Here is a 14,119-nt window from a genome sequence, read left to right as displayed (position 1 = left end):
TTCCTTTCACATTTAGTAATATTTAAAATTAATTTTAATTTCGCTTGACCCACCTTTTTCATCTGTACATACAATTTTTACCGACTTTTGTTTCGGTACAAAAAATAATTTTTCTCCCGCTCTGCATTTTTTATAAAATTCATCATTAATATACCAATAATGTGTTAAAACATTTGAAGCCGAAACCGCTTGCAATAAAATTTTTTGGTCTGAATTTCTATCTATATAATAATCATAATTTTCCAAAGGTGAAATTATTTTTGGTCCGCTATTTATCAACTTGCTGTTGCATTCCGGATTATGTAAAGGCGGTTCTATAATACTAATATTAATTTTCTTGTACCATAATTTTAATTCGGGATCCAATATGGGATATGCAATTTCTTTATATTTATTGTTTCCCAAACATTCCGCGCAGTATACTTTTGTTTCTTTCTCATCAACTAAATATGTTTTATATCTTTCGCATTTTTTATGATGCGAAATGTTTTCTATGTAATAATCATAAATAATATTTTTACAATTTTCTGTTGGCAGTAGTCCGGTTTCTTCGCAAACTTTTCTCTCTAATAATTCAAATGGAATTTCAAACCATTTTTTATCAGAGCCATAATCAATTGAATTGAAAAGGTCGAATAAAAGTGGAACTGCCATTTCCGCACCGGATAAATAAGGTGAACCTTTCCCATTGAAATTTCCAAGCCAAACTCCAACTGTATATTTGGGATTTACGCCAATTGCCCAAGCATCTCTTTTCCCGTAAGAAGTTCCAGTTTTCCAAGCAATTTTTGGAAGTTTTGTTTCGCCGATAAGAGTGTTTGGGAAATCAGGCCTTTCAATTCCCGATAAGATTTTTGTTATTAAGAAAGAAGCAGATTCCGAAAATATTTTTTTAGAAATCGAACTATTTCTATTTACTAAAAAATTTAAGTTATTAAAATTACCTTTATTGGAAAATGAAGAATAAGTAGTTACAAGCTCTTCCAAAGTAGTTCCGCATCCGCCGAGAATAAGTGAAAGCCCCAACTTAGTTTTATCGGCAGATATTCTATTAAATCCGGCATTTTCCAACAATTGAATAAAATTATTTATACTTACTTTTTGAAGGAGTTGTACAGCCGGGATGTTTAAAGAATTTTTAAGGGCAAATTCAGCTGTTACTTCTCCGTAAAATCTATTATCAAAATTTTCAGGCTCATATCCTCCAAAGTCCATTGGAATATCATACAATTTCATTTTGGGAGTTAAAATCCCCTTGTCAAATGCTTGCGCGTAAAGAAAAGGTTTTAATGTTGATCCGGGAGAACGGATAGATGTTATGCCGTCAACTTGCCCGGCATTTTCATTATCATTGTAATCAGCCGAACCGCAATAAACCAAAACATTCCTAGTTTTATTATCCATAATTAGAACCGCGCCGTTTGAAACATCTTTACTTCTATTTCTTGAAATATAATTTGATAAAAGTTTTTCGGATATTTTCTGACTTGTTAAATCTAAAGTGCTTTTTATTATTGGTCCGTTTGATACTTTGATCATTCTATTGCAAAAATGCGGAGCGGCTTTGGGAATTGGAAATCTATTACTATGAAGCGGTTCATAGAGCGCGTCAATTAAATACTTTTTATCGAAAATTTTTTCATCGATAAATTTATTTATCCAAATGTCTCTTTTTAATTTTGTGTTCGAATAATCTTTATCCAATCGGTAATTATTCGGATCATTTGGAATTACGGCAAGAGTAACCGCTTGAGCAAGACTTAATTTATTTGGCGGACGATTGAAATAAATATAAGAGGCGGCTTTTACTCCTTCAATATTTCCGCCGTATGGAAGATAATTTAAATACATTTCCAAAATTTCTTTTTTTGAATATAGAATTTCAATTTGTACCGCTCTAATTATTTCAATGAATTTATTAAGGTAAGTTCTGTTTGACGGATTCCAAATTCTTGCCAACTGCATAGTTATTGTCGACGCGCCGGAAACGATTTTCTTATTTAATAGATTTGAGTAAAAAGCACGTATAATGGCAAAGGGATTTACACCAAAGTGCCAGTAAAAATATTTATCCTCCTTTTCAATTATAGATTTAACCAATTCCGGCGTAATTTCATTTAGAGAAGTTTTCATTCTCCATTTGTCATCACCGGAAAGATAAGCTGATAAAAGAGTTCCGTCTTTCGCTAAAACTTCCTTGGAAAATATTTTTTCATCGGGCAGCGGAAATATCAAATTTAAAATTGCAAATAAAATAATTGCACTTAAAATAAATACAATGAATCGCGTAAATATTTTTTCATTTTTAATTTTCACAACTATTCTATAACAACCTTTCCGTTTCCATTGAACGAATGATAATCCCTATCATACATTGCTTCAGCACCAATAGCCGGCAGCAAATATTCGCCTTTATTTACAACTCTCAGCATATAATAAAAATCTTTTGTTTTGTTCGCAGCCAAATCAGTAAATAAAATTAATCTATCGTCTCTAACATCCATGTACTGAACATTCAATTGATTATTATTTTCCCAATTAAAGTTTGTAGATGTAGAAACTCGTGGATTTTCAATCTCAAATCCTGCCGGAATCAAATCTGATATAACAATATTTTCCGCGGATCTCTGTCCGCCGGTTAAAGATATTTTACAAACAATTAAATCTCCCTGCATGAATTTATTATTTGTAATTTCGCTTTTGGTTTTATAATTGTAATATGTTCTTCTCACTTTCATTTGTGAATCAATTATCTTAACATCCGGTTTTGTGCTTACTCCTTCGGTATTCCAGAAATAATACACTTTGCCTTCGCCTTTTGCATTTAAAGAAATTTTACCAGAGTTAAGTTGATTATCAGAAATTACAATATCGGAATTTTTATATGTTCCGATGCTTTTACCGTTTGATAATACATCGACCTGCAAATTTGATTTTGCTTGTGATTTAAGCGCTTTACCCAAAGCGAGAAAAGTGAAAGCAGTTTCCTGTGTAGAATATATGTTTTCAGAATTTTGGCTCAAATATTTCACAATAATTGGAATTTGCAAATTGCTCGGATCAACTTCTAAAAGTACATTAAGCATTATCGCGTTTGCTCTAATGTTGGAATCGAAACATCCTCCCGAAAGTCTATCAGTTTGTTCGGCGCTAAAATTATTTGGAATTAATTGTGCAAATGAATTTCTTTTTTCCATCAAAGCATAAGCGCCGGCTAATAAATATTTTGTATCATTTGTTAGAAGCTGCGGCATTGCTTTATAATAATTCATGGTGGAAATATCGCCTTTGCCGGTTTGAGCTAAAACATACAACGCGTAAATAATTTCCTTTTGCGCAATTTTAATTATTGTTTTTTGATTATTAGAATACGTAACATAATCTACAATATTTTTATCTTTAACTTTTTTTCCTAAATACGAGATCAATTTGGAAAAAACATTTTCATCAACATAAAATCCTGCTTTCTTAGCTTCGACCAAAAAATGAGCGGCGTAAACTGTTCCCCAAAGATTTGATTCATTTGAACCTTGCCAGTAGGAAATAGAACCGTCATAAAGCTGCATAGATTCTAACTTTTTAATTCCTTCATTTACAAAATATATGGAATTATTATTTACAAATAATTTTGGCTCAATGTTTTTTGCAATATCTCCAAAATATAATTGAGGAAACACTTTGGATACAGTCTGCTCAACACAGCCATAAGGATAGCCAAGAAGATATTTTAATTGTTTGGCAAATTTAATAATTGGAAGTTTGCTTATTGTTAAAGTAGAACTCTGCGAACTTTTTATATAATAATTTGGCAAATTCAATTCTAATTTATCGCCTGCTTTAATTTCTCCCGAACCGCTTTCAACAACTAAAGGTGAAGCCGGTCTAATTCCAATATTTATTTCTTCTTTTACTTTTGCCAATCCTTCAGTTTCAAAAATAATATTAGCATTGCCTATTTCATTTTTTGCAGACAAATTAAATTGTACACTTACTGTCGAATTCGGATTGATTTCAACCGATTTAACTTTATCGGATGTAATTTCCAGAGGGCCAGAAACCAATGCTTTGATCTTTACATTGCTTTTTTTGTTAGTAGTATTAACTAATGTTACATTAGAAACAATTTTATCATTTGAGGATAGGAATCTTGGTATTTGAGGTTCTAAAATTAAATCATCGGAAACTTTTATGCTTTTATCGGCTGATCCAAATTTTGGTCCGTTATAAACCAATGCCATAATTCTTACTTCTCCATTGAATTGCGGAATTGGCAAATTGATTTTCACTTCACCGTTAGCGTTTGTCTTTTTGATTCCGCTCCAATAAGAAAGAAGTTTATATCTTTTTGATGTTACCGGATTTACTCTTTTCTTTAACTGTCTCGCGAGTTCATCGCCGCCTGTAGAAGATTTTTTTGAAATTATTTCCGGAAGCAGTAAAGAATATAGATCATAACTTTCAACTTTCAGCGGTCTATCGGCATACATATAGTTATAGGCGTCGGGTGTTTCAAAATTTTTGATCTGCAAAATCCCTTCATCAACAGCGGCAACTGTTACATAAATATTTTTCTCTTGATTTGTTTTTATTGTAATTTCTTGCGTAGTGTTCGGCTTAACTTTTTCGGATGCAATTACTTTTACTGGAAGCTTGTTCGCTTTCTTTTCTATTTTCACAGACGCATATCCATGCCCGACTAAAAACGGAGATTCGCTTTCTTTTCCATGAGGCTTGAATAATGTTGCCGAAATAAAAACATTAGGCAAATAACTTTCCGATAAGTTAAATTCGGTTTGCGCGGAATTATTTTTCACATCAATATATTTATGTTCGTAGATTCCATTTCGTTCTAAAGTTAAAAGCATTTTTCCGGAAAACGGACACTTAAAAATTGCTTTAACTTTTTCATTTGGTTCATAAGTTGATTTATTTAAAACAATTTCAATCTTACCTTCTTTATCAATATCAAAGTTTGAAACCGTCAAATCGGACCATCCGTAAACATAAAATTCGGTTTTGTAATAAGCTTTATTATCTTTTTCGGAAATTCTTAATTCATATTGTCCCGTATTATTTGCATTCACAATTAATTTTGAAGGAGTTCCGCTAATTTGAATTTCCTTTTCCCATTCAACAATTTCAGTCTTTACAGAAGTATAAATATTTCGTCCGTCATAATCTTTTCTTAGAACGGAATCCCATTTGTATCTAACTAATTTTGCCGTTCCTTTAAAACTTTTTGAAGGCTGGTCATCTTTATTAACCGAAACAACTTCAAAATTATAGTTTTGATTTTTGTTTAAGTAATAATCCGGCGATTTAATTCCAATGAAATTATTTTTTGTAAAAATATCAAAATCAGCAACGCGGTTAACTGTTCTTCCCGTTAAATCAAATACGCTAGCGTAAGCGTATGCCGTAATTTTTCCGCCGCTCAATAAATTTTCCGGGACTGTGTAATCTATTTCAGCGGTTCCATCATCGTCCAAATTTCCGTCAAATGTAACCGGATCAATATTTGAGTTTTCGCCGACGTAATTATTAAAAGCAAAGTCTTTAAATTTGTTGCTGCTAAAATTTGATTGCCTAAATTGGATCTCTCCTTCATATTTTAGTTTTGATGCTTTTGCTCCAAATAAAAATTCCGAACTTAAATTGAATTTTACAGATTCGCCGGAAATAACTTTTTTCTTATCAACATTAAAGTTTACTCTTATTTTATCTGGCACAAATTCTTCAACACCAAAACTATAAGAGCCGATAATTTTTTTTGCGCCGTTATACAGCTCAGCTTTGTACAAACCTGTTTGCGCATATGCTGGCATTAAAAAAGACTGCTCAAATGAGCCCTGTTCGTTTAATGTTTTGGGGAATTCCTCAAATATCTTTCCGGTTGGTGAAATGATCTTTAATACAACCGGTTCATCTGAAATTATTCCTATTTTATCATTTCTTAAAATTCCGCTAATATTAACTTTTTCTCCCGGGCGATATAAATTTCTTTCAGCGTAAAAGAATACTTTATAATTATCCAGATAATCAGAAAAACCGCCAACGTCAAATCTTGATGTTTCAATATAAGATTCACGAAGATCTAAATAATTAAAATCATTTTCTTTCTCGGCAAAAATAATTCTTGGCGCTTCATCTTTATATTTTCCATTTTCCAAAACAAACTTTGCAACGCCGTTTTTATCGGTAACGCTTTCTATCATTGAAGTATTGTGAGTCGAATAAATTTCAACTTTTACTCCTTCAACGGGTTCCGCCTTCGAAATTGAATTTACGAAAACAAGAATTTCGTCTTTTGCTTTTTTTGAAATAAGTCCGAGATCTGAAACGGCAATAATTTTTCTATCCTTTATCCATCTTTCTTCATTGGAAATTATTTCAACCAAAAATATTCCCTTTTGATTTTGAGAGACCGCTTTTTCCAAATTAATATTGATCGTGTTCATCCAATTTTGAGATGAATTTAATTTAATCTTTTCTTTATATAATGCCTTACCATAACTGTCGTCTGTTTCATGGGGATTCATATAATAATCATAGCTGTAATAACCCCAATAATCATTACTGAAATTATTTTTGAAATACATGATATTGTTTTTCTGTATCTGCGAAACTTCAATATTAACGGAATCAATATTTACAATATTTACCGTAAGATTTTTTAAGCCCAAAAGCATTAGGTATTTTCCTTGCTTATCGGAAAAATTTATTGAAGGATCAACGTTAAAAAGTGAAACAACTCTTTCATAATCTCTATCCAATGAACCGCCGTACAATCCTTGTAAACCTTTTTTCACTTTTAATGTTAGTGTATTTTCATTCTGAGTTTTTGTAATGATCTTAATGTGATTATCATAAACTTGAGTTTCAAATTCGGTCTTCGGATCGAGCGATAAATAGTTGTTTACATTGTCTTTTATGATAGCTTGATTTAAATAAATATCTATCCAACCATTATTTCCGTCAAAACCGGAAACAACATCGGTAATATCTAATTTGGTGATTTTAGATAATTCATAATCAAAATTTCTATTTTCCGTTAAACCTTCTTTACCTAAAATTGACTTTAATCCTTTTTTAATTTCAACCGAAATATTTTGATCTTCAGTCGATTGTTTTATTTCACCCAAATTAATTGAAATAATATTGGAAGAAGAAGTTGTCGCAATTTCAAAATTCTGCACTTTATTTCCACCAATTGAAATTTCCAAAAATGATGAAAGTTCTTGCGGCTGAACCGGATAATTAAAATGTAAGTTTGTCTGTATGCTTGTAACGTAAGATTTATGAGGAATTTGAGTCCAGAAAAATTCTGCCTTTGTTACGTCAAATTTAGGAGTATTGAAATTAAAAGTTTCAAAATCGGTACTGAGATTTTTATTGAACAAAACTTTATTTGTAATTTTTGCGGTATAATTCTGCATTGCCGTTAAAGTAAAATCCGGAGAAAACTGCAATGTTCTAGCGTCAAGCCATTTGAATTTTCCGTTTATTTTCGGTTCAAATGAAATAAATTCATCTGAAAGCCACTCTCCTATTTTATCAGTCGGCGCTAAATCTTGAGAAAATTCAACCGTGAAATTTGTAGCATTATCAATTTCACCTTTTGGAGAAAATTCTACAACCCTTACAGAGTTTTGGGAGGAACATGAATATATTAAAACTGCAATTACGTAAAAAATTACTTTTAAAATTTTCATCTTTTATCTCATGATTTATAAAATTATTAAGCTAAAATTAGGGTTTTTTTTGGCAATATTAAAAAAAATGATTCTGTCAAATGTGATTTCATGTCTTGAGATTCAATTTTCTGATAGGTAAATTTTGTTTAGAATTTAAAAAGATTGTTGAAAGGAAATAATTTGCAAAAAAATAATGTATATATTGAGACTTACGGCTGTCAAATGAATTTAGCTGATACTGAAATTGTGCAGGGAATTTTAACAAATAAAGGTTATGATTTAACTAATAATATAAATAACGCCGATATAGTTCTTTTAAATACTTGCAGCATAAGAGAAAACGCCGAACAAAGAATTTACGGTCGATTGGGAAATATTAAAACATTAAAATACGATAAACCTAATTTAGTAATAGGCATTTTAGGCTGTATGGCTGAAAGATTACGAAACGATTTAATTAACGACAAAAAAATGGTTGATTTGGTCGTTGGTCCCGATGAATACAGACGTTTACCCGAGTTTATAGATTTTGCGTTTGCGGGTGAAAAAGGCATTGGAGTAAAGCTCTCAAAAACTGAAACATATGATGATCTGATTCCTTTTAGAACGAATGATGATGGACTTTCCGCATGGATTTCCGTAATGCGCGGCTGCGATAAATTCTGCACATTTTGCGTTGTACCTTTTACCCGCGGAAGAGAAAGAAGCCGCACTTTGGAATCTGTGATTAAAGAAGTCGAGCAGCTTTCACAAAACGGATATAAAGAAATTACATTGCTAGGACAGAATGTAAATTCCTATAATGATAACGGTCAGGATTTTGCCGATCTGCTCGCGGCAGTTGCTGTTGTTGATAGAAAGATCCGTGTCAGATTTTCTACTTCACATCCACAGGACTTTTCCGATAAATTACTTTACACAATTTCCGAACACCCAAATTTGTGTAATTACATTCATCTTCCCGTTCAATCCGGATCTAACAAAATATTGGATTTAATGAACAGAACTTACACAATTGAACACTACCTTAGCATTATAGAAAAAGCAAGAAAAATTATTCCGGGTGTTTCATTTTCTACGGATATTATCTCAGGTTTCCCAACTGAAACATACGAAGATCATTTGGCAACATTAGACGTTATGCGAAAAGTGAGATATGATGGAGCTTATATGTTTAAATATTCACCGAGAGAAGGAACAAAAGCATATAAAATGATTGATGATGTTGATGAAGAAACTAAATCAAAAAGGCTGACTGAAATAATTGACGAACAGCAGAAAATTTCTTATGAAATAAATCAAGAATTAATTGGTAGCGAAGAAGAAATTTTAATTGAAGGTTTCAGCAAAAAATCAGAAGAATTTCTTGCCGGAAGAACCGATACAAATAAAGTTGTTATAATTCCCGCTCAAAAAAATATTTCAAAAGGTGATTACATAAAAGTTGTAATTAACAAAGCAACATCGGGAACCTTGTTTGGAAATGTTTTGACAAAAGTTGATTTTTCAAACGAAGAAAAATATAAGATTGCATAAATGAAAAAATTAATAATCACATTTATTTTGTTATTTTCTGTTCAAGTTTTTGCTCAAAGCATTGATATAATTCCCCAATTGAAAATGATTGAACAGGGAAAAATTGATGAAGCAAAACAAAATTTGGAATTCCTTAAAAAGAAAAATTCAAATGACCCAAACGTAATTTTTCTTCAAGCGGTTTTAACCGAAAACGGTGAGGAATCACAGAAACTTTATGAACTGGTTTATTCAACATTTCCTAACAGTAAATTTGCAGATGCCGCGTTGTTCAGAAGTTTCTCTTATTTTTACGCGATTGGACTTTATAAAAAAGCAGAAACATTAAAAGTGCTTCTTCAAAAAGAATATCCCGATTCTCCCTACTTAAAGAACACGGAAAGAAGTTTTGTTCAAGACGATGAAATGATAGTAGTTGAAAATAAACCTTACAACAAAAAACCGGAAAGTGAAAAGAAATTCACAGTTCAAGCCGGAGCTTTCGGCAATCTTCAAAATGCCCAAGAACTTAAAAATAGATTTGTTCAAAAAGGATTGACTTCTCAAATAACGCAAAAAAATGTGAATAATTTGCAGTTAAATGTTGTTACTGTCGGTGAGTTTACAAATATTTCTGACGCTGAAAATTTAGTAAAAGACTCAAAACCGAATTTTCGGTTGATGGAAAAGTAAGAGAGATAGAATAAATATTTTTCATGAAATTAAAATTCATTGGCACAAGTTCAGGACAAACAAATCCAAATAGAAATCATTCGGCAATTTTATTTGAAAATGATTCATCTAAAATTTTAATTGATTGCGGTGACGGAGTTTCGAGATCTTTACTTCATCAAAAAATTTTACCAAATCAAATAAATAAAATAATAATTTCTCATTTTCATTCAGATCATATTGCCGGATTACCGTCATTATTAACCCAAATGATAATTTCAAAAAGAAATACTTCAATAGATATTTTTATTCCGAAAGGCTTACAGATTACATTGCAGAATTTTTTACGATCAAATTTATTGTTTATAGAAAAGTATGATTTTAAAATTGATCTTCATGAATTTGAATTAAATAAGGAATGTAAGTTTGATAAAGATTTCAAATTTGTTGCAAAACAAAATTCACATATTTCAAATAAGCATAACATTAAAATCAAAAACTTAGAGTTTGTTTCAGTCAGCTTTTTATTTAAGATAAATAAAAAGAACATTTTTCATACTGCTGATATTGGAAGCGCGAAAGATCTTCTGTTATTTAATAATTTTAATGTTGATACATTTATTTGTGAAACGACTCACTTAAGTTTAAAGGAAATTGAGAATTACATAATTGATAGAAAAATAAAAAGAACATTCCTTACTCATATAAATTATTCGGATGAAGAATTAATTTCGGATTGGCATAATAATCTTCCTAAAAATTTTCAAAGGCAATTAATTATTGCTCACGATGGTTTGAGTATAAAAATTTAGTTAAGTATTTAAAACATGCATAATTTTTTTTCTGATGAAGTCCAAAAAAACATTAAAAAAAGATCTCATCAAATTATACAAAACAAAACTTACGGTAATTTTTAAACTGCGATGCATTGAAAAAATCGGTAAAAATCTATATTTTTGTCGTATAAATTTGTCATAATGTCACATTATTATTAAAAATGGAAATAATAGGTAAATCCAAACAAATAAAAGATCTGATAGATATCGCGCATCAGGTAGCACAGTCTGATATTTCTGTATTAATTTACGGAGAAAGCGGAGTGGGAAAAGATGTTTTTGCTCAAGAAATTCACAGCACGAGCAAAAGGGCAAATAAGCAATTAATAAGCGTAAATTGCGGAGCAATTCCCGAAGGAATTTTAGAAAGCGAATTATTCGGACATAAAAAAGGTTCGTTTACGGGAGCAATAGATGACAGAAAAGGATACTTTGAAATGGCGGATAAAAGTACGCTTTTTTTGGATGAAATTGCGGAAATGCCATTAACAACTCAAGTAAAATTACTGCGGGTTTTAGAAACCGGAGAATTGTTACCGCTTGGAAGCGAAACCACAAAAAAAGTAGATGTTAGAATTATTGCCGCTACAAATAAAGATCTGCAAGCTGAAGTGGACGCAAAAAGATTTAGAAAAGATTTATTTTTCAGATTGAAGGCAGTTACTCTAAATATTCCTCCATTGCGAGAAAGAAGAGAAGATATTTCACTTCTCATCAATTATTTTTTGAAAAATTATGCTGAAAATCACAAGATTGAATCTCTTACCATGACAAATGAATCATATGATCTGTTAAATGATTATTTTTGGCCGGGGAATATTAGAGAATTAAAGAATGTGGTTGAAACTGCCGCGGCATTAAGCAAAACAGGAAAACTAACGGAAGAATCTTTTAAAAATTTACTTTCTGTTCCAAAAATTGAAGAGACAAAAAATCTTCCTATACTTTTACAAAAATCATCAGAATCATTAGACAGAGAAATAATTTTAGGCGCTTTAATCGAAATAAAAAAAGATTTAAATGAACTTAAGAATTTGGCATATAGAAGTAGTGTATCAACTAAAACTGAAGAAACAAATATCGATTTAGATGAAATTATTCCAATTACCAAACTTGAAAAAGATGCTATTAAAAAGGCTTTGGCATTTACAAAAGAGAGCAAGAGAAAAGCAGCAAACTTACTTGGAATAAGTGAAAGAACTCTTTACCGAAAAATTAAGGAATATGGAATTTAAGCCGAAATTCTATATCTGCTGAATTAAAGTAAAAAAATATGTTTGGAAATCTTTATAAATTTGAACCAAAAGAAAAATTGATTGTTGAAAATTGTAAATGTTAAAAAAAATAATAAAGTATAAAAAATTTGTTATATTGGTTTTTATAACAATAACATTGGCTGGCTGCGCTTATTCATTTACCGGAAGTTCGGTTCCTAATCACTTGAAAACAATTGCAATACCTTTTGCTATTGATAGAAGCGGTTCAGGTGAACCAAACATGGCTGATAATTTTACTAGCACTTTAATTGAAAAATTCATTACTGATAATTCTCTCGCAATTACTGATAAAGCTAAATCAGATGCTCTTTTAGATTGTACAATAAATTCAATTTCCGAATCGCCAAATTCAATAAAAAGCGGCGAATCTGTTTCTTCAATTAGATTAACCATAAACACAAGAGTTGTTTACAAAGATTTTGTTATGAAAAAAACAATTTTTGAAAAAAATTTCTCGGATTACGCAGATTATTCAAATACCGGTGATGTTTACACAAATAGAGTTAACGCAATTACCGAAGCAATTGACAAGTTATCCGATGAAATTTTGCTCGCCGTTGTTTCTGATTGGTAGCAATTGTATATCTTCTAAAAATACTTATATTTACTGTCTGTTTTTTTTTGAAATATTTATTTTAAAAATTTAGGATTTAAAATGATTTTAGACGAAATAGTTTTAATAGTTTACATTCTTACAATGGTTGTTTTGCTCGTATTTGCAAGTCACGGCGTTATTATGCTCTATTATTACAAAAAGTACATATCAAACATTCCGGAGCCATCTGAAACCGATAATTTTGATAAAAAAGTAACCATTCAGCTTCCTTTATATAATGAACAATATGTTACTGATAGATTAATAGATTCTGTCTGTAAAATTGATTATCCGAAAGATTTATTGGAAATTCAAGTTTTGGATGATTCAACTGATATGACGGTTGATTTGGTTAGAAAAAAGGTTGAGGAAAAACAAAAAGAAGGTTTTGACATTAAACAAGTTAGAAGAAGCAACAGAAAGGGTTACAAAGCCGGTGCGTTAAAGGAAGGTTTATTAACGGCCACCGGTGAATTAATTGCCATTTTCGACGCTGATTTTGTTCCGAAACCGGATTTTTTGAAAAATACTTTAAAATATTTTTCTAATCCTAAAATTGGAATGGTTCAAACCCGCTGGGAACATCTCAATGAAGATTATTCAATTTTAACCAGAATTCAAGCTTTAGCATTAAACGGTCATTTTGTAATGGAACAGCCGGTAAGAAATCGTGCCGGATTTTTCATTAACTTTAACGGAACCGGAGGAGTTTGGAGAAAAGCTTGTATTGAAGATGCCGGAAATTGGCATGATGATACAATAACCGAAGATTTAGATTTAAGTTACAGAGCACAACTAAATGGCTGGAAATTTGTTTATCTTAAAGATATTACTACGCCTGCCGAATTACCGGCAGAAATGAATGCCTTAAAAGCTCAGCAATTTAGATGGACAAAAGGCGCTATTGAAACCGCAAAAAAATTATTGCCTTTGGTTTGGAAATCTAAAATTCCAATTAGAACTAAAATTCAATCCACTTTTCACTTAACAAACAATATTGTATTCCCTTTTATTTTAATTGCCGGAATATTAAATGTTCCGCTTGTATTTATTAAAAACAGCGGACCTTATGCAATATTTTTCAATTTTATGTCTGTATTTGTTTTGGCATTTATCAGTTCATTTTTATTTTATCTTTATGCTCAAAAAGATGTTTATACCGATTGGAGAAAAAAAATTGCGCTATTCCCTATTTTTATGGCAGGAAGTATGGGATTTGCTGTAAATAATTCGCGTGCTGTATTTGAAGGATTAATGAATAGAAAAAGTGAATTTGTTAGAACACCGAAATTCAAAATAGTTGATAAATCAGATAAAATTAAAAAGAATGAAGGCTATTTAGCATCACACAAAATTAATTCTACAGTTATGGTAGAAATAATACTTGCCGCTTATTGTTTAATCGGCGTTGTAGCGTCATTATACTTTTTTGAAATTGCGGCTTTACCGTTTCACTTAATGTTTTTCTTGGGATTTTCATCGGTTGCCGGTTTATCAATTAAACACGCATTAGAAAATAAAAATTGATTC

At 31.0% G+C, this 14,119-nt stretch carries 8 protein-coding genes; 6 read left to right on the top strand and 2 right to left on the bottom strand.

What is annotated here, in order from left to right:
• Positions 1–12 precede the first annotated feature (12 nt).
• Together pbpC and IPK06_01830 are read right to left on the bottom strand one after the other, a co-directional pair.
• Entirely contained in the window at positions 13–2,316 is a 2,304-nt protein-coding gene (pbpC, locus tag IPK06_01835; GenBank protein MBK7978757.1) for a penicillin-binding protein 1C, read from the bottom strand.
• Between the two features lie 2 nt (positions 2,317–2,318).
• Complete coding sequence (locus IPK06_01830; protein ID MBK7978756.1) at positions 2,319–7,712, bottom strand: alpha-2-macroglobulin family protein; 5,394 nt, start codon at positions 7,710–7,712, stop codon at positions 2,319–2,321.
• Between the two features lie 162 nt (positions 7,713–7,874).
• On the opposite strand from IPK06_01830, the gene miaB reads away from it, so the two are divergent.
• The 6 genes from miaB (at position 7,875) to IPK06_01800 (ending at position 14,116) form a co-directional block, all read left to right on the top strand.
• Positions 7,875–9,230 carry a tRNA (N6-isopentenyl adenosine(37)-C2)-methylthiotransferase MiaB gene (gene miaB, locus IPK06_01825; protein MBK7978755.1) on the top strand — a complete coding sequence of 452 codons (1,356 nt, stop codon included), beginning with the start codon at positions 7,875–7,877 and terminating at the stop codon, positions 9,228–9,230.
• Positions 9,231–9,902 carry an SPOR domain-containing protein gene (locus tag IPK06_01820; protein ID MBK7978754.1) on the top strand — a complete coding sequence of 224 codons (672 nt, stop codon included), beginning with the start codon at positions 9,231–9,233 and terminating at the stop codon, positions 9,900–9,902.
• Between the two features lie 23 nt (positions 9,903–9,925).
• Entirely contained in the window at positions 9,926–10,693 is a 768-nt protein-coding gene (locus tag IPK06_01815) for an MBL fold metallo-hydrolase (protein ID MBK7978753.1), read from the top strand.
• A gap of 185 nt (positions 10,694–10,878) precedes the next feature.
• The gene (locus IPK06_01810; protein MBK7978752.1) at positions 10,879–11,952 is read left to right on the top strand and encodes a sigma-54-dependent Fis family transcriptional regulator; all 1,074 of its coding nucleotides are present in this window, start codon (positions 10,879–10,881) and stop codon (positions 11,950–11,952) included.
• A gap of 97 nt (positions 11,953–12,049) precedes the next feature.
• Complete coding sequence (locus IPK06_01805; protein ID MBK7978751.1) at positions 12,050–12,568, top strand: hypothetical protein; 519 nt, start codon at positions 12,050–12,052, stop codon at positions 12,566–12,568.
• An 81-nt stretch (positions 12,569–12,649) separates the two neighbouring features.
• Positions 12,650–14,116, top strand: coding sequence for a glycosyltransferase (locus IPK06_01800; protein ID MBK7978750.1), 1,467 nt, complete (start codon positions 12,650–12,652; stop codon positions 14,114–14,116).
• The last annotated feature ends 3 nt before the right edge of the window (positions 14,117–14,119 follow it).

The organism is Ignavibacteriota bacterium (genome assembly GCA_016713565.1).
Lineage (GTDB): Bacteria > Bacteroidota > Ignavibacteria > Ignavibacteriales > Melioribacteraceae.
Note: the sequence above shows the minus strand (reverse complement) of the source record. Positions and strands in the feature narration are given on the sequence as shown.